Source organism: Halospeciosus flavus (assembly GCF_029814175.1).
GTDB lineage: Archaea > Halobacteriota > Halobacteria > Halobacteriales > Halobacteriaceae > Halospeciosus > Halospeciosus flavus.
In genome coordinates, this window is sequence record NZ_CP122312.1 from 2,688,882 (window position 1) to 2,706,050 (window position 17,169).

Here is a 17,169-nt window from a genome sequence, read left to right on the forward strand (position 1 = left end):
ACCCTCAAACCGATTCACTCCGTTTTCCTGAACGAATGCCGGCCGTATCAGTGGAGAACCTCACGAAGGTCTACGGGGACACCGTCGCACTCGACGACGTCTCGTTCGAGGTCGACGAGGGTGACTTCGTCGCCGTCCTCGGCCCGTCGGGTGCCGGGAAGTCGACACTCCTGCGTATTCTCAACGGTCTCGCCGACCCCACCGAGGGGTCCGTCTACATCGGGGACGAGGAGATTACGGGGGCACGCAGCGACATCGCGATGGTGTTCCAGCAGCACCACGTCATCGAGAGCATGAGCGCCTACCGCAACGCGCTCACCGGCGGTCTCTCGCGGGCGGGACTCCTCGAGAGTCTCCTCGCCTGGAACGACGAGTCGGACAAGGAGGCCGCACTCGAAGCGCTCGACACCGTCGGCCTCCTCGAAGAGGCCGAACAGCGCACTGGGTCGATGTCCGGCGGCCAACAGCAGCGTGTCGGTATCGCCCGCGCGCTGGTCCAGCAACCGTCGCTCCTCATCGCCGACGAACCCGTCGCCAGCCTCGACCCGAAGGCGGCGGCCGAAGTGATGGGCTACATGCGCGATGCGGCCAAGGACCGCGGGCTAACCACCATCGCCAGCCTCCACCAGGTGAACATCGCCCGCGAGTTCGGCGACTACTTCGTCGGTATCCGCGACGGTGAAGTCGTCTTCGAGGGCAGCAAGGAGGAACTCACCATGGAGGACGTCGACCGCATCTACTACGAAGAAGACTCGGAGACGAAGCGAATCGAGACATGAGCACGGAATCACGCATCAAGTCGGCACTCGACCGTATCGAACGACACCAGCGCGTCCGTCGCGCCCTGACGATCCTCGCCGTCTTCGTCGTCCTCGCCGTGACGGTGTGGGGACTGACCCACATCGGCTTCACCATCGCCGAACTCTGGCGACAGCGCAACGCGTTCATCGACTCGCTGTACGGCTTCACCCACCCGGCGTTCGGTGACCTGCCACGCATCGCGCAGGCCAGCATCGTCACCATCATCGTCGGTTTCACCGGGACCGTCATCGGCTTCCCGCTCGCGCTCCTCTTCGGCGTCCTCGGCTCCGAGCGCGTGACGCCGTTCCCCTTCAACTTCCTCTTCCGCGGGACGATGTCCACCATCCGGGCCGTCCCCGCACTCGTCTGGATCCTCATCTACGTCCCGCTCGCGGGTATCACGCCCGTCTCCGCCGTCCTCGCGGTCGCGACGGACACCGTCGGGAACCTCGGCCGGCTGTTCACCGACGAACTCGAAGAGATCGACGAGGGGCCCATCGAGGCCATCCGCTCGACCGGCGCGTCCGAACCGCAGACCGTCGTCTTCGGGATGCTCAGTCAGGTGTTCACCTCGTTCATCGCGTGGACCCTCTACATCCTCGAGATCAACGTCCGCATCGCCATCTCGCTCGGTGTCGTCGGCGCCGGCGGGATCGGTCGCTACATCCAGTCGAACATCGGTCTCCTCCAGTTCCAGGAGGCCGCGGCGGGCATCATCATGGTCATCGCCATCGTGCTCTCCGTCGAACTCGTCTCCTCGCGACTCCGCTCGCGACTCCGCCCGAGCGAGAACGAGGAGGGTGGCCGCGGCATCGTCGACGCCATCAAGTCACTGTTCGACGCCGACAAGTGGGCCGGCAGCGGTGGCGGCGGTTCGAAGTAACGCCGCTCGACGCTCGCTCCGTTCTCGCTCCTTTCCCGTTCCTTTCCCGTCCCTTCTCCCGCTCCCACTCCCGCTCCGTTCCCGCTCTCGTTCTCGACGACTCGTTCAGAAGTCGCCGAACGTCGACTGGCCACCCTCCGCGCCGGCGATGGTGGCCGCCTTCTCGATGGTCTTCTCGAACGTCTCCCGCTGACTCCGGTCGTACAGCGTCGCGGCCGGGTGGACGCAGACGAGGACGTCGTGGCGCTCGCCGGCGATCTCGACCGTCTCGACCGTCCCCGCTTCCTTCGTGACCGCGACGTCGCGGCCGAGGAGGTGCTGGCTCGGCACCTTCCCGAGAGTCACGATCACTTCGGGGTCGACGAGGTCGATCTCGTGTTCGAGGTGGGGTCGACAGTTGGCGAGTTCCTCGTCGGTAGGGTCGCGGTTCTCCGGTGGCCGACAGCGCACGCAGTTGGTGATGCGGACGTCCGAACGCGGGAGTCCGTACTCGCCGAGCACGTCGTCGAGGACGTCGCCCGAACGCCCGACGAACGGAGTCCCCTCCTCGTCTTCCTGTTCGCCCGGGGCCTCCCCGACGAACAGGACGTCCGGGTCCTCGGGACCAGTGCCGTTGACGATACGGCGTCGCGACTCGACGAGGTCCGGACAGCGCGAACAGCCGGAGACCTCCAGACCCTCCATGTGTTCGAGGTCGTCGTCTGCGCTCATACTGGAGGCGACGACCAGCGGCGGGTTAAGCGTCGTGGGTCCGGCGCAGGTCGTCGGCCGCCCGGGCGGCCAGGCGTGCGACCCGGAGGGGTTCGGGTCGACCGCTCCCCTCGGGCGTGTGCGCGCTGACGACGCGGGCGGCGGTCTCGTCGTCGCAACCGACCGCCCGGACGAACACGCGGTCGTCGCCGACGTCGACGGGACGGCGCGGTGGCTGTGCGCGGTAGGTGTCGAGTCGCCGGGCGAGTGCTTCCCCGTCGAACTCCCGGGCGAGTGCGTCTTCGAGTCCCTCGCTCTCCTCGAAGGAGACGGAGAGGACCGGAATCCCGACGACTTCGTGGAGTGTGTGGAGGTCGACGAGGTTGTACCACGCGGGTGCGACACCCGCCACCAGGAGGTGACGGACGTCTTCGCGGCCCAGTTCACGAAAGAGAGAACGAATCGCTTCCGTCGCGTCAGTCCCACCGACGCGACAGGTCTCGTACGCGAATCCGTCGACGACGCGGTCGGCGCGGACGACGGCACCGCAGAGGGTGCTCCGCTCGGCGTCGGGGCCGAACGATTCGGCCACCCCGAGCGCCCGCGTCCCCCGTTTCACGGGTCAGTCCTGCTTGATGTCCTTCAGTCGGTCGAGTAGTTCGTCGTTCGAGGCACCGATCTCGAAGTCGATTTCGCCCTCGTGGGCGTGTTCCTCCGATTTGACGCTCGAATCGTCGTCGACGTCCCCGGAGTCCAGCTCCTGACGCTCCTGCTCGGACTCGTCGTAGCTGCCAAAGCCCATGGTCACTCGTATATACGGGTTACGGCCACTAAAATGAACCGCCTATTTATTCGTGGCGCTTCGAGACGACTGTATGGACGTGATCGAGGTCACACGCGAGGCGGAGACGTTCACTTGTAACGCCTTCCTGGTCGCCGAGGGGACGACCACTCTCGTCGACGTCGGTGCGATGCCCGGCGTCGAGGACGTCGTCGCCGACCACGTCGACGAACTCGACCGGGTCGTCCTCACCCACCAGCACCGCGACCACGTCGCGGAACTCGACGCCGTGGTCGACGCCTTCGACCCCGACGTGTACGCGTACGCCGACCACCCCCTCCGCACTCACGAACTCGACGACGGCGACGAGGTGACCGTCGGCACCGAGTCGTTCGAGGCGGTCCACTCGCCCGGGCACGCCGACGACCACCTCGCCTTCGTCTCCGAGACGACGCTGTTCAGCGGCGACGTCGTCGTCCACGACGACAGCGCGTTCGACTACGGGAGTTTCGGACGTACCGACCGGCCGGGACAGTCCCGCGAGGAACTCATCGAGAGCATCCGGCGCATCCTCGACCGGATGCCCGAGGGCGTCGAACACATGTACGCGGGCCACGGCGGCGTCTTCCACGGCGACGTCCGTGACGTCGTCGAGACGGCACTCGAACGCGCGGAGGAGCGCGAACCGAAGTATCCCGACGAGTAGGGGACGCGGACGGCGCCCGAACGCTTACCCCGCTCCCGGGCGACCCCACGACCATGCCCGGCGCAATCTTCCTCGAAGGCGAGCGCGTCGCCCTGCACACCATCGAGGAGGCCGACCTCGGCTTCCTGCAGCGGACCATCAACTCGCCGGCGGTCCGCAGTCACCTCACGGTTCGGACGCCGAAGAACGCCCGACAGGAGCAGGAGTGGTACGAGCAGGTCGTCTCGTCGAACGACTCCGTGAACCTCCTCGTCTGCGTCGACGGCGAGCGCGTCGGCACCGTCTCGCTCGACCCCATCGACCACCCCGACGGGAGGGGCGAACTCCACGTCGCCCTGGCCGAGGACTTCTGGGGTGAGGGTTACGGGACGGAGGCGGCCGAACTCCTCACCACCTACGCGTTCGACGAACTCCGCAAACACCGCGTCGTCGCCCGCGTCTTCGCCGGCAACGAGCGCTCGAAGCGCGTCTTCGAGAAACTCGGCTTCCGCCACGAGGCGACCTTCGAGGAGGCGGCGTTCAGGGACGGCGACTACGTCGACGTCGACCTCTTCGCGGTCCTCGACCGCGAGTGGCGAATCCGAGAGGAGTCGAGCGGGTAGCCTCACTCGGCCAGCGGTGCTACGGCTCTCCGGTGGGTGGCGTCGCGAGAAAGTGGGTGTGGGGTGTTCCGACTCCGAACGTCAGGCCGCGCGCGCTTCCTTCGCCTTCGGGCGGAGGTTCTTGTAGCCGCACTTGCGGCACTGGTCGGCGTCTTTCGGGTTCCGTGCGTTGCAGCGCATGCAGATCTGCTTTTCAAGGAGACGCTCCTCGATGCTCTGGCTCATGGACGTGGCTTCGGCGGCGTCGCGTTTAAGCGTTTAGGAACGCGCCTCGTCTTCTCGGCTGGACGCGACACCGTAGCAAGCCCTCCTCACTCCGTTCGCTCGTCGCCCGTTGCGTGAACGAAGTGAACGCAGGCTCGTGAGACGCGACGCGTCTCACGGTGTTGCAGAGTCCACCAGGTCCGCGAGCCTTACGGGCCTCACTCCGTCTCGCCGGCGTCTAAGTACTCCTGCTGTATCTCGACGACTTCGGCGGACGTCTCGCACTCGCTGTACCGCCGGAGGGGTTCCTCGTTCAGTTCGAGGAAGGTGTGGCCCCAGCGGAACTTCGAGAGGAGGTCCTCGGCGTGCTCGCGCTCGCCGAAGATACAGAGCGCGCCCGCGAACGCCTCGACGGTGTTCAGCCGGAACGGCTGGCCGTAGCTCACGGGGTTCGCGGCGACGAGGAAGGGGAGCGCGCGGTGTTCGCCGGCCATCTCGAACATCGCCTCCTCGGCGGTCTCCCACGAGCAGTCGAGCGCGACCAACTTCGCGTGGTCGGCGTCGGCCGGCGAGAGCGCTTGCTCGGCGTGTGGGTTGAGGACGACGCCGTAGGGCGTCGCGCGGTGCGAGCGGTGGAGTTCGCACTCGTCGAAGCGCGCGAGCTTTCGCGCCGTGCACTTCTTCGGGTCGTCGTCGCCCTCGTAGCGGACGTGCAGTTCCACGGTTACGCGACGTAGCCGCCCGAGAGAGAAAAGGACCGCGCTCCCCCGGACGGTCGTTCACTCATCCGTCGAGAGGTGGGCGCTGTCGAGCGTCGCGTTCCCGAGCGAGAGGGTCACCTCGAAGCCACCGCCCTCGCCGTCCGGCCGGAGCGCGACCGTGTAGAGACCGTCGTCGACCGTCACCGTGAGTCCGTGGTCGGTGTCGGTGACGTCCGTCCGCGTCACCGCCGCGGCCGGTTCGAGCGCGAGGAGGGGGACGTTCGTCGCCGCGTCGTGCTCGTAGAAGTACACGTCGGCCTCCGCCACTCGCTCGTCGGTCTGCGGACGGACCGCTCGGACGACGCCCCGACCGTACGTTTCGTGCCCGACTTCGACGCCGGGTTTCGCCTGGTAGAACTCCACGATTGCTCCGGTGTCGCCGCGGACACCAGGTGTGAGAGAGGTCGCCCTCCGAGAAAAGTGTTTCCCGCGTTACTCTTTCTCGCCGGCGCCGAGCGCCGCCTCGCCGACCTTCTCGTGGCCCTCGATGACCTCCGTACCGCCCATGTAGGGCTGGAGGGCCTCCGGGACGTCGACGGTGCCGTCCTCGTTCTGGTAGTACTCGAGGATGGCGACCATCACGCGCGGGATGGCGAGACCCGACCCGTTGAGCGTGTGGAGGTACTCCGCGGACTCGTGGCGCTCGGGGCGGTAGCGGATACCCGCGCGCCGCGCCTGGAAGTCCTCGAAGTTCGACACCGAGGAGACTTCGAGCCAGCGGCCGCCCTCCTCGGGACCCTCGGGCATGTCGTCGGCGGGCGCCCACACCTCCAGGTCGTACTTCTTCGCCTGCGTGAAGCCGAGGTCGCCCGTACACATCTCCAGGATGCGGTAGGGCAGACCGAGACGCTGGAGCACCTCTTCGGCCTCGCCGACGAGACCCTCGAAGCGCTCGTAGGACTCGTCGGGTTCGACGAAGTTGACCATCTCCACCTTGTTGAACTGGTGGACGCGGACGATGCCCCGCGTCTCGGTCCCGTGTTCACCGGCCTCCCGCCGGAAGTTCGGCGAGTACGCCTGGTGTTTCAGGGGCAGGTCGTCCTTGAGGAGGATGTCGTCGCGGTACATGTTCGTGACCGGCACCTCCGCGGTGGGGAGCAACCAGAGGTCGTCGTCGTCGTAGTCCTCGTGGCTCTCGCCCTCGACGCGGTAGGCGTCCTCGGTGAACTTCGGGAACTGGCCGGTCCCCTCCATCGACTTCGAGTTGACCGGGATGGGCGGGAAGACGTCGACGTACCCCTGCTCGCGGTGGACGTCGAGCATGAACTGGACGAGTGCGTGTTCGAGACGGGCGCCGTCGCCCTTCGTGAAGTAGAACCCACCGCCCGAGACCTTCGCGCCGCGCTCGAAGTCGAGGATGTCGAGTTCCTCGCCGAGGTCGTAGTGGGGTGTCACGTCGTCGGGGAGGTCGCGGAGGTCGTCGAACAGTTCGCGGCGGCGCTCGACGTTCTCGCTCTCGTCCTCGCCGACGGGTACGTCCTCGTGGGGGATCTGCGGGAGGCGCATGAGGAGGTCTTCGAGTTCGGACTCCAGTTCGTCCGCGCGCTCCTCGACGGCCTGGATCTCGTCTTTGAGTTCCTGGGAGCGCTCGATGGCCTCCTGGGCTTCCTCCTCTTTGCCCTCCTGTTTGAGCGTCCCGATCTCCTGGGAGACCTCGTTGCGCTGTCGTCGGAGGTCGTCGCCACGGGACTTGAGGTCGCGCCACTCTTCGTCGATCTCGAGGATGCGGTCGAGGTCGACGTCCTCGACGCCCTTCTTCTCGAGTGCGGCGCGTACCTCCGCGGGGTTCTCGCGGACGTACTGTCTGCTCAGCATTTGCCGGGAATTCTCGGCCACGACGCAAAACCGTATCGGACCTGTGTGGCGGTGTCTCGAAGAACGGTGTGGCGAGAGGCTCCCGTTCGACTCCGACTACTTCGCCGCTCGCGCCGCCTTCAGCGAGGCGAAGAAGCCGAAGTAGGCGACGACCCCCGCGGCCATGAACAGGTAGTACGCCCACTGTGGGCCGCTTACGACGTCGAAGAAGACGTTCACGAACGTCACCCACGCGAGGGCGAACACGAGGTCGGCGAGGAGGCCGGAGCGGTGCTCGCCGACGTGTTCGCGGACCGTCTCGATGGGGTTCATCGCCCGGTCACCTCTCGTCGCGGCGCGGTCGCGTCGACCATGGTGACGAGAGGGTGCCGAGTCACCTTAGTCCTCGCGCTCGTAGTCGACCACGAGGACGGGGCGGTGCGTCGAGCGGAGTACCCGCTCGGTGACGCTCCCGAGGATGGCCCGGGAGACGCCGGCGCGGCCGTGACTGCCCATCACGACGAGGTCGACGTCTTCGTCCTCGGCATAGTCGGCGATGACCGCGTGTGGCCGGCCGACCCGGACTTCCTCGACGGCCGAGATGCCGTGCTCGGCGGCCGCCTCGGCCACCGCGCCGGTCGCGTCGTTCGCTCGTTCTTCGAGTTCGTCCATCTCGCCGAAGTGTCCCTGGCGGATGCGGTCGACCTGTTCGGCGCCGAGACCGAAACTGACCGCGTCGACGTCGACGACGTACAGGGCGTGGATCTCGGCGTCGTACTTCTCCGCGAGGTCGACCGCGTGGTCGATGGCGACCTCCGCGACGTCGCTTCCGTCCGTCGGGACGAGGATTCGTTCGTACATGGTTAGTCGTCGGCCGGGGTTTCACCGCCGTCGGTCGTGGCGACCTCTTCTGCGGACTGCATCTGGGACATCGGTTCGGGGCTGTGACACTGCCGGACCAGCCGCTTCGTCTCGAGGTCGGGTTCCTCGGTGACGAGGGAGACCCCGATGGTGACCGCGAAGACGATGGGCGTGGTGATGAGCGCCGAGCCGATGGCCGGCATCCACTGCGCCAACAGCGGCACGAGCGGACCTTCCATCCCGCCCACGTAGGTCGGGACGACCTCGTTGATCATCGGGATGGACCAGAGCGTCAGCCCGGTGAGCATCCCGGTGATGGCTCCCTCACGGTTCGTGTTCTCCCACCAGAGTCCGAGGAAGAACATCGGGAACAGCACGGAGCCAGCCAGCGAGAACGCGTAGGAGACGAGCGCGGCGATGGGTGCCGCGGGGTCGAGCGCCGCCAGCGTCGTGATGACGCCGAGCAGGATGATGGCCAGGCGGCCGACGAGCACCTGCTGGCGCTGGGTCGCGTCGGGGTTGATGATGTTCGTGTAGATGTCGTGCGAGATCGCCGAGGAACCGGCGATGAAGAGGCCGGCGACGGTCGCGATGGCGGCGGCGATGCCGCCCGCCGCGACGAGGCCGACGAACCACTGCGGGAGACCCGCGAGTTGGGTCGCCAGCACGACGATGACGTCGGCGGCGGCGCTCGTCATCCCGGGGTCGCCGTAGACGGGGCCGATCTGCTGTGCGTAGAGGTCGGTCCCGAACGCGGCGTAGGCGGGCGCGCTCCAGTAGAGGAGGCAGATGAAGAACAGCCCCCAGACGGTCGACCAGCGGGCGGTCCGCTCGGACTCGACCGTGTAGTAGCGCACGAGGACGTGGGGGAGACCCGCGGTCCCGACGATGAGCGAGAAACACGTCGCGATCCACAGGTAGTAGCTCCCGGACGTGAAGGGTGCGGAGAACTCACGGCCGAGTTCGCTGATGAGTTGGCCGTACTCGAGGTGCGGGATGATCGTCGAGTAGCCCTGCGACCACCCGACGGCGTAGAGACCGGCGAGGAACGCGACGATGAGGATGGTGTACTGGACGGCCTGGTTCTTCGTCGCCCCCATCATGCCGGAGAGGGTGAGGTAGGCGACCGTGATAGCCATCATGAAGATGACCATCGACTGGTAGCCGGTCAGGCCGAGCAGGCTGATGTCACCGAACACGTAGAGGCCGACGAGCGCCATCCCGCGGGCCTGTCCGATGGCGTAGACGAAGCCGATGAGGAACGTCGTGACGGCCGCGATGGCGCGGGCGGCGTCGGAGTTGAATCGGTCTCCAACGAAGTCCGGCGCCGTGTACTTGCCGAACCGGCGCATCTGGGCGGCCATGAAGATGAGGACGAGGAAGAACGCCGTCGTCCAGCCGACGACGAACGCCAGCCCGTACACACCGGAGATGGCGATGAGCGCCGCCATGCCGAGGTAGGACGCGGCGGACATCCAGTTGGCACCGATGGCGGCCCCGTTCTCCAGGTTGCCGATGGACCGGCCGGCGACCCACATCCCCTCCGTGTCGGCGACGCGGAAGGCGAAGCCGATGGCGAGGAACAGCCCCAGCATGCCGAGGACGAGGAGTGCCGGGAGGAGCTTGAACGAGACGTTCAGGCCCTCCGGGAGGAGTGCGCTGCTCTGGAGCGGGACGAGTGCGCTCACTCGCTCTCACCCCCGTGGGCGATGCCGTACTTCTCGTCGAGCGCGTCGCGCTTGCGGACGTACCAGAGCGAGAGGAGCAGTCCGCCGGTCGGCGCGACGATGGCCATGAGGAAGTAGTGCAGCGGGAACTCGAGGACCGGAATCGGCGTCGTCATGACGCCGGGGGCGAGTTTCGTCAGCGTCACTGGCCCGAAGACGATGACCGCCCAGATGGCGAAACCAGTCCAGATGATTCGGAGGTGGTCCCGCATGAACGGGGTGCTCGGTTTGAGGAGGTTCACCTCTTCTTGCAGGTAGTCGGTGTCCTGGTGGCGCTGTGACGCACTCGCGACGCCACCGTCCGGTACAGCTCGTGAGTCGTCGGACGACTCGGCTCTGTCGTTGTCAGTCATTGGTTGGGAGTCTGTGTGGTTTCAGTCCTGTACTTTCGTGCGAATCTCTTCGACGACGTCGGGGTTGCGGAGGGTGGAGGTGTCGCCGAGTTCGGCCTCGTTGGCGATGTCTTCGAGGAGGCGGCGCATGATCTTGCCAGAACGCGTCTTGGGTAGTTCGGGCGTGAAGACGACCTGCTCGGGGCGGGCGATGGGGCCGATGGCGTCCTCGACGCCCTCGATGATGCGCTGGCGGAGGGCGTCGTCGCCCTCGTAGCCGTCCTCGGTGATGACGTAGGCGTAGACCGCCTCGCCCTTGATCTCGTGTTCGCCGCCGACGACCGCGGCCTCCGCGACGCCCTCGACGCCGACGATGGCGCTCTCGATCTCCATGGTGCCGAGGCGGTGGCCGGAGACGTTGAGGACGTCGTCGACGCGGCCGAGGACGGTGATGTAGCCGTCCTCGTCGATTTTCGCGCCGTCCTCGGGGAAGTAGACCCAGTCCTCGGGGTCGTCCGAGTCCGTATCGGAGTACTCCTCCCAGTACTCCTCGATGTAGCGCTCGTCGTTCTGGTAGAGCGTCCGGAGCATCCCGGGCCACGGTTTGTTGACCGTCAAGTAGCCGGCGCGGCCGGGTTCGACCTGGTCGCCGTTCGTGTCGACGATTTCGACGTCGAGACCGGGGAGCGGCGGTCCCGCACTCCCGGGCTTCATGTTCTTCACACCCGGTAGCGTCGTGATCATCATCCCGCCAGTCTCGGTCTGCCACCACGTGTCGACGATGGGACACTCTTCCCCGCCGATGTACTTGTAGTACCACTTCCACGCGCGGGGGTTGATGGGTTCGCCGACGGTCCCGAGGAGGCGAAGACTCGACAGGTCGTGGGCGTCGGGGTACTCCGAACCCCACTTCATGAACGCCCGAATCGCCGTCGGCGCCGTGTAGAGTTGGGTCGCCTCGTACTCCTCGATAATCTCCCAGAGGCGGTCGCGCTCGGGGTGGTCGGGCGTCCCCTCGTACATCATCGTCGTCGTCCCCAGCGCGAGCGGTCCGTAGACGATGTAGGTGTGGCCGGTGATCCAGCCGATGTCGGCCGAGCAGAAGTAGGTGTCCTCGGGTTTGATGTCCAGTACCGCTTGGCTCGTCCAGGCGGCCCAGGAGAGGTACCCCCCGGTGGTGTGTTTGACACCTTTCGGTTGACCGGTGGTGCCCGAAGTGTACATGAGGAAGAGCATGTCCTCGGCGTCGCGGTCGACGGGTTCGACGGTGGCACCGGCGTGCTCGGTGACGAGTTCCTCGTAGTCGTGCTGGTTCGGAGCCAGGGAGTGTTCGAGTTCGTCGCCGAGGCGGTCGACCACCACGGACTCGACGTCGTGCTCGACGTCGGCGAGTCCTTCGTTGGCCTTGTCGAGGTGGTCGAGAGCGTCGCCGCGGCGGTAGTAGCCGTCGCAGGTGACGAGGTACTCCGAATCGGCGGAGTTCATGCGGGTCGCGAGAGCGTCGGCGGAGAAGCCCGCGAAGACGACGGAGTGGGGTGCGCCGATGCGGGCGCACGCGAGCATGGCGATGGGGAGTTCGGGAATCATCGGCATGTACATCGTGACGACGTCGTCTTCCTCGACGCCGATGTCGCGGAGTGCGGCCGCGAACTCGTTGACCTCGCGGTGGAGTTCCTCGTAGGTGTAGGTACGATTCGCCTCGTCGGTCGGTTCGCCGACCCACTCGATGGCGGCCTCGTCGCCGCGCTCTTCGAGGTGGCGGTCCAGACAGTTCGTCGACGCATTCAGCGACCCGCCCGTGAACCACTCGTAGAACGGTGGGTTCGAGTCGTCCAGTACTTGGTCGTAGTCGTCCTCCCAGTCGAGCAGTTCCGCGGCCGCCCGCCAACAGTTCGGCCACGTCTCCTCGAACTCCTCGTAAATCTCCGGGTCCGAGACGTTCGCCTGCTCGACGAACGCCTCCGGCGGCTCGAACTCCTCCTGCTCTTCGAGCCGTGCTTCCAGTTCGACGTCGGGGTCTTCGTCAGCCATGGTCCGATGTAACACTGGACAAATGGGATAAAAAGCCCTCCAGCTAACTATCGTAATAATCAGTGAAGGTGACCGAGCGCGCCGCTCCGGTCAGATCCGCCCCGACGGCGTTCGGAGACGGGAGTTCGACCGTGTTCGCGGGGGCCGACGGCGCTAGGCAGTTAGCCCCGACGTTCCTGGTTCACTCCTCGAACACCGCGGTGAGGAGTTTCTGCTGGGCCTTCCGGAGGTGGTTGTGGAGCGTCGGCGAGGAGACGTCCATCGCGTCGGCGAGTTCCTCGGCGGTGCTGCCCCGCGGCCACTCGAAGTAACCCGCGAAGTACGCCGCGCGGAGCGCCGAGCGTTGCTTCTCGGTCAACCCCTCTTCGAGTGTCTGCCGGAGGTCGGTGCTCGGTGCGCTCCGCTCGACTTCGCGTTTCGCCCGGAGGTCGACACCGGGGAACGCCGCCGTGAGGTCCTCGACGACGCCGCGGACGTCGACCTTCTTCGAGAAGACGCCGGTGATCGTCGCGACGCCGTCCTCGGCAGTGGCCGACTCGATGGCCCCGCCTCGCTCGACCAGCGCCGTCGTCGGCGTCGGCCCAGAGACGACGAACTCCAGTTGGGCGCGCTCCCCGTAGTCCCGGATAAGACGGACGTCGGCGATGGACTCGGACGCCGCGGCCTCGTCGAGGAGGTCCTCGACGGACGCGCCCTCCGCGGTGACGAAGTAGAGCAACGACTGGTCCTCGACGGGGACGAGTCCCTCCAGGTCGAATCGGCAGTCGAGTGCCGACGACGCCTCGACGAAGAACGACCCCTCGGTGACCTCGAAGGAGAGTTCGACGCCGGTGTCGGCGAGGAGCAACCGCTTGCGCTCGACCGCGTCGAGGGTCCAACCGACGCGACGGCCGGCGTCGACGAGGAACTGCTTGAGGCCGGTACTGGGTGTGTCCGGGCCGACGACGCAGAGCAGTCCGTGGGCGGTCTCGTTCGACCGGGCCACGCTCACCGCCAACGTACACCCACGATCCCACCGGTCGGCGTCGAGCGCGCACTCGACGAACTGCACGTCTCCGCGGACGCCACGCTCGTCGAAGAGCGCGGTGTCGCGGACCGTGTCCTCGACCGTCTCGCGCGCCCGCGTCTCGTCCGTCCCGGCCCACTCGCGGAGGTCACCACGCTCGTCGCAGACCCAGGCGGCACGGACGAGGTCGCCGAGCGTCTCGCAGGTGGCGCGTTCGACCTCCTCGCGGGTGGAGACGCTCTCCAGCGCCGACCCGAGCGCCAGCGTCCCCTCGGTGAACGCGTTCCCGACGGCGCGGGTGTTCGCGTCGTCGTCGTCACCGTCGACCGCCTCCTCGTCACCGAGTGCGGCGGCGAGTTCGCGGTCCGTCGGTGGGTCGAGGTAGGGTTCGAGGCTGTCGAGCCGTGACCACCCACCAGCCACCTGGACGACCCGCGGGTCGACGTCCTCTTCGACGAGGTGCCATCTGGCGAAGTACTGGCGGAGGTCCCGTGCGGAGACGTCCGCGAGTCGGGCGTCCCCGTCGTCCGCGCGGTCGGAGACGTCCGAGACGAGCATCTGGAGACGGCGCGGCGTCACTCCGAAGACGCGCTCGTCGTCGCCGGTGTCGTTCACCTCGACGTACTTCTGGAAGGCGTCCGCGACGTCCACCGGGACGTACGCCCTCCGGGTCCCCCCGTCTCCGTCCGGGACGTCGAGGAAGTAGTGTTCGGCTCCGTCGAACTCCCGTCGTGTGAGGGCTGACGGGCGGAGTCGGGCGATCTCGCTCGGACGGAGACCGACTCGCCCGCACAGTTCGACGACGAGTTCCTCGCGGTACGTCTCCGTCGCCCGGCACACCCGCTCGTACTCCGTCGACGTCAGTCCGTCTCGCCCCCCGTCGGCCATACTGTTTCGTCTTCTACGGTATCCCGAATAAGTGTTGGGTACTGAGAACAGGGAACACAGACAGTTCACTGAATACACCGCGACCTACGGTGAGGCCTGTTTCGCGATTTCGAGCTAGTCCGAAATGTCCTCGACGATGGATTCGAGTTCCCCGACGATCTCGGGGTTCCGCAGCGCGCTCGTGTCCGAGAGTTCCTCGCCGTTCGTGATGCGTTCGAGGTACCGCCGCATCACCTTCCCGGAGCGCGTCTTCGGGAGGTCGGGGGTGAAGACGACGGTGTCGGGGGTCGCGAACGGGCCGATGGCGTCCGCGACGGCCTCCCGGACGCGCTCGCGGAGCGGTTCGGTCGCGCTGACGTTCTTCCGCGGACTGACGTAGGCGTAGACTTCGGTCCCCTTGAGGTCGTGGTCGCCGCCGACGACTGCGGCCTCGGCGACGCCGTCGACGCCCACGATGGCCGACTCGAGTTCCGTCGTGCCGAGGCGGTGGCCCGCGACGTTGATGACGTCGCCCTCCCGGCCTAGGAGGTGGATGTAGCCGTCCCGGTCGACGCGCGCGCTGTCGCCGGTCCGGTAGGTCCACCCACCGGTCCCGTGCGTCACGGGCGAGTCGGCACCGGGGTCCGCGCCCTCACAGAGCGAGGCCGCCATCCCCGGCCACGGACGGGTGACGACGAGCGACCCCGACTCGCCGGGGTCGACCGACTTACCGGTCGCGTCGACGACGTCCGCCTCGACGCCGGGGAGGGCCGGCCCGGCGGCACCGGGTCGCATCGGGTCCACGCCGGGGAGCGTCGAGAGGAGGACGCCGCCGGTCTCGGTCTGCCACCACGTGTCGACGATGGGGCACTCCTCGTCACCGATGTGTTCGTAGTACCACCGCCACGCCGTCTCGTCGATGGGTTCGCCGACGGTCCCGAGGAGGCGGAGACTCGACAGGTCGTGTGAGTCGGGGTGTTCCGACCCCCACTTCATGAACGCCCGAATCGCCGTCGGCGCCGTGTAGAAGACGTCGACGGCGTTCCGCTCGACGATCTCCCAGAGGCGGTCGCGTTCGGGGTGGTCGGGCGTCCCCTCGTACATCACGGTCGTCGCGCCCAGGGCGAGCGGTCCGTAGACGATGTAGGAGTGGCCCGTGATCCACCCGACGTCGGCCGAACACCAGTGCGTGTCGTCCGGTTCGAGGTCGAGGACAGCGTGACTCGTCCACGCGACGTGAGAGAGGTACCCGCCGGTCGTGTGGCGGACGGCCTTCGGTTGGCCGGTCGTCCCCGAGGTGTAGATGAGGAAGAGGTCGTCGTCGGCGTCGCGGGCGACGGGGTCGACGTCGGCCCCCTCGTGGTCGGCGACGAGGTCGCCGTAGTCGTGGTAGTCGTCACCGAGCGAGCGGTCGTCGCCGAGTCGGTCGACGACCACCTGTTCGACCGACTGCGGGACCGCGAGACAGGCGTTGTCGGCCTTGCTCTTCAGGTCGTAGGCGGTCCCCCGGCGGTAGTAGCCGTCGCAGGTGAGGAGGTACTCGGAGTTCGAGTTCTCCATCCGGGTGGCGAGGGCGTCGCCCGAGAACCCGGCGAAGACGACGGAGTGGACCGCGCCGATGCGCGCGCACGCGAGCATCGTGATGGGGAGTTCGGGAATCATCGGCATGTAGACGGTCACGACGTCGTCCGCTTCGACGCCGAGGTCCCGGAGCGCGGCGGCGAGGGCGTTCACCTCCCGGGACAGGTCCTGGTAGGTGTAGGTGCGCGTCTCGCCGAGTTTCCCCTCCCACTTGATGGCGGCCTGGTTCTTCCGGCCCGCTTCGAGGTGCCGGTCGACGCAGTTGTAGGCGGCGTTCAGCGACCCCCCGTCGAACCAGGTGTACCCGTCATCGGTGTCGAGCACCCGGTCGTACGGCGTCGACCAGTCGAGGAGTGTGGCGGCCCGCTTCCAGCACGCGGGCCAGTTCTGCTCGAACTCCCGCCGGATCGACTCGTCGGTGACGTTCGCCTGCTCGACGAACGACGCGGGTGGTGGCAGTCGCTCCTCGTCCGCGGCGGGCGAGCGCAGTTGGGGGAACCTGGCGTCGTCCATTCGTCGTCTAGTCTTCGTGGTACGTGGCAAAAAGATTCGCCCCGCCGACGACGTTGCGACCGAGGCCAACGCTTTTCTCGCTCCCCGTCACCCTACTCGGTATGACGGCAGGCGACCGCTACGAAGCGACCGCGTGCGACGGCGTCCACTACGTCGACACCGGAATGTACGACACCTCCGAGTACGGGGCGGCCTACGTCGTCGACGCGGAGCGGCCGGCGTTCGTCGACACGGGCATCGGCACCAACTACGAGTACCTCCTCGACGCCCTCGACGACCTCGACATCGACCCCGCGGACGTCGAGGTCATCGCGCCGACCCACGTCCACCTCGACCACGCCGGCGGCGCGGGCTACCTCGCGGAGGCGTGTCCCAACGCCGACGTCTACGTCCACGAAGTCGGTGCTCCGCACCTCGTCGACCCCAGTCGCCTCGTCGAGGGGACGAAACAGGCCGTCGGCGACCAGTGGCAGCACTACGCCGAACCGAACCCCGTCCCCGAGGTCCGGATCGTCGAACTCACCGACGGCGACGAGATAGACCTCGGTGACCGCGTCTTCGACGTCCACCACGCCCCCGGTCACGCGCCCCACCAGGTCGTCTTCCACGACCGGCGCGACGACGCGCTCTTCACCGCGGACGCGGCGGGCATCTGGGTCCCGCCGCTCGAAGAGGTTCACCCCACCTCCCCGCCGCCGAACTTCGACCTCGAACAGTGTCTCGACGACGTCGAGATGCTCCGCGACCTCGACCCCGAGTCGCTGCTCTTCGGGCACTTCGGCGAGTGCCCCGCCGACCCCGACACCGTGCTCGCCGACTACGCCGACGTCCTGACCGAGTGGGTCGACCGAATCGCCGAGAAGTACGCGGAACTCGGCGACGAGACTGCCGTCCAGGAGTACTTCGCCGACGAGTCGGACCTCGACGACGTCTGGTACCCGGAGCGCGCCCGTGCCGAGGCGCGGATGAACGTCCGAGGTGTGTTGCGCTACCTGCAGCGACGGGAGTGAGGGAACGCCGCCGACACCA

19 protein-coding genes are annotated in these 17,169 nt (G+C 67.2%); 5 read left to right on the forward strand and 14 right to left on the reverse strand.

The window, feature by feature from the left end; all coding sequences use genetic code 11:
- Window positions 1-35: 35 nt before the first annotated feature.
- A complete protein-coding gene (gene phnC, locus P0Y33_RS14165) occupies window positions 36-779 on the forward strand; it encodes a phosphonate ABC transporter ATP-binding protein (protein ID WP_279528035.1) in 744 nt (247 codons plus the stop codon).
- Window positions 776-1,684 (forward strand): phosphonate ABC transporter, permease protein PhnE, encoded by a 909-nt coding sequence (gene phnE / locus P0Y33_RS14170; RefSeq protein ID WP_279528036.1) that lies wholly within the window; start codon window positions 776-778, stop codon window positions 1,682-1,684. Before phnC ends, phnE begins: the two co-directional genes overlap by 4 nt.
- A gap of 105 nt (window positions 1,685-1,789) precedes the next feature.
- On the opposite strand, the gene P0Y33_RS14175 is transcribed toward phnE, so the two are convergent.
- From P0Y33_RS14175 to P0Y33_RS14185, 3 genes are read right to left on the reverse strand one after another with little or no spacing between them, the layout of a single operon-like run.
- Complete coding sequence (locus P0Y33_RS14175; protein ID WP_279528037.1) at window positions 1,790-2,395, reverse strand: uracil-DNA glycosylase; 606 nt, start codon at window positions 2,393-2,395, stop codon at window positions 1,790-1,792.
- A 25-nt stretch (window positions 2,396-2,420) separates the two neighbouring features.
- Window positions 2,421-2,993 (reverse strand): endonuclease dU, encoded by a 573-nt coding sequence (locus tag P0Y33_RS14180; RefSeq protein ID WP_279528038.1) that lies wholly within the window; start codon window positions 2,991-2,993, stop codon window positions 2,421-2,423.
- Between the two features lie 3 nt (window positions 2,994-2,996).
- On the reverse strand, window positions 2,997-3,176 hold the full coding sequence (locus P0Y33_RS14185) for a DUF5786 family protein (protein ID WP_279528039.1): 180 nt from the start codon (window positions 3,174-3,176) through the stop codon (window positions 2,997-2,999).
- A 73-nt stretch (window positions 3,177-3,249) separates the two neighbouring features.
- On the opposite strand from P0Y33_RS14185, the gene P0Y33_RS14190 reads away from it, so the two are divergent.
- The gene (locus P0Y33_RS14190; protein ID WP_279528040.1) at window positions 3,250-3,861 is read left to right on the forward strand and encodes an MBL fold metallo-hydrolase; all 612 of its coding nucleotides are present in this window, start codon (window positions 3,250-3,252) and stop codon (window positions 3,859-3,861) included.
- Between the two features lie 53 nt (window positions 3,862-3,914).
- Complete coding sequence (locus tag P0Y33_RS14195) at window positions 3,915-4,463, forward strand: GNAT family N-acetyltransferase (protein ID WP_279528041.1); 549 nt, start codon at window positions 3,915-3,917, stop codon at window positions 4,461-4,463.
- Window positions 4,464-4,544: 81 nt separating this feature from the next.
- Here the strand turns inward: P0Y33_RS14195 and P0Y33_RS14200 are convergent, their stop codons facing one another.
- From P0Y33_RS14200 to acs (P0Y33_RS14250), 11 genes are all read right to left on the reverse strand, one after another.
- Window positions 4,545-4,688 (reverse strand): 50S ribosomal protein L40e, encoded by a 144-nt coding sequence (locus P0Y33_RS14200; RefSeq protein ID WP_279528042.1) that lies wholly within the window; start codon window positions 4,686-4,688, stop codon window positions 4,545-4,547.
- Window positions 4,689-4,885: 197 nt separating this feature from the next.
- Complete coding sequence (locus tag P0Y33_RS14205; protein WP_279528043.1) at window positions 4,886-5,389, reverse strand: DUF367 family protein; 504 nt, start codon at window positions 5,387-5,389, stop codon at window positions 4,886-4,888.
- Between the two features lie 57 nt (window positions 5,390-5,446).
- Window positions 5,447-5,791, reverse strand: a complete 345-nt coding sequence (locus tag P0Y33_RS14210) for a hypothetical protein (RefSeq protein WP_279528044.1) — start codon at window positions 5,789-5,791, stop codon at window positions 5,447-5,449.
- Window positions 5,792-5,860: 69 nt separating this feature from the next.
- Complete coding sequence (gene serS, locus P0Y33_RS14215; protein ID WP_279528045.1) at window positions 5,861-7,243, reverse strand: serine--tRNA ligase; 1,383 nt, start codon at window positions 7,241-7,243, stop codon at window positions 5,861-5,863.
- 96 nt (window positions 7,244-7,339) lie between these two features.
- The gene (locus P0Y33_RS14220; RefSeq protein WP_279528046.1) at window positions 7,340-7,555 is read right to left on the reverse strand and encodes a hypothetical protein; all 216 of its coding nucleotides are present in this window, start codon (window positions 7,553-7,555) and stop codon (window positions 7,340-7,342) included.
- A 66-nt stretch (window positions 7,556-7,621) separates the two neighbouring features.
- Complete coding sequence (locus P0Y33_RS14225) at window positions 7,622-8,083, reverse strand: universal stress protein (protein ID WP_279528047.1); 462 nt, start codon at window positions 8,081-8,083, stop codon at window positions 7,622-7,624.
- 2 nt (window positions 8,084-8,085) lie between these two features.
- The gene (locus P0Y33_RS14230; RefSeq protein ID WP_279528048.1) at window positions 8,086-9,771 is read right to left on the reverse strand and encodes a sodium:solute symporter family transporter; all 1,686 of its coding nucleotides are present in this window, start codon (window positions 9,769-9,771) and stop codon (window positions 8,086-8,088) included.
- Entirely contained in the window at window positions 9,768-10,163 is a 396-nt protein-coding gene (locus tag P0Y33_RS14235) for a DUF4212 domain-containing protein (RefSeq protein WP_279528049.1), read from the reverse strand. The genes P0Y33_RS14230 and P0Y33_RS14235 overlap by 4 nt, the downstream gene beginning before the upstream one ends.
- Window positions 10,164-10,184: 21 nt before the next feature.
- Entirely contained in the window at window positions 10,185-12,173 is a 1,989-nt protein-coding gene (gene acs, locus P0Y33_RS14240; RefSeq protein WP_279528050.1) for an acetate--CoA ligase, read from the reverse strand.
- 181 nt (window positions 12,174-12,354) lie between these two features.
- Window positions 12,355-14,067, reverse strand: coding sequence for a bacterio-opsin activator domain-containing protein (locus P0Y33_RS14245; protein ID WP_279528051.1), 1,713 nt, complete (start codon window positions 14,065-14,067; stop codon window positions 12,355-12,357).
- 114 nt (window positions 14,068-14,181) lie between these two features.
- Complete coding sequence (gene acs / locus P0Y33_RS14250) at window positions 14,182-16,140, reverse strand: acetate--CoA ligase (protein WP_279528052.1); 1,959 nt, start codon at window positions 16,138-16,140, stop codon at window positions 14,182-14,184.
- Between the two features lie 101 nt (window positions 16,141-16,241).
- Between acs (P0Y33_RS14250) and P0Y33_RS14255 the strand changes: the two genes are divergently transcribed.
- Complete coding sequence (locus tag P0Y33_RS14255) at window positions 16,242-17,150, forward strand: MBL fold metallo-hydrolase (protein ID WP_279528053.1); 909 nt, start codon at window positions 16,242-16,244, stop codon at window positions 17,148-17,150.
- Window positions 17,151-17,169: the final 19 nt, after the last annotated feature.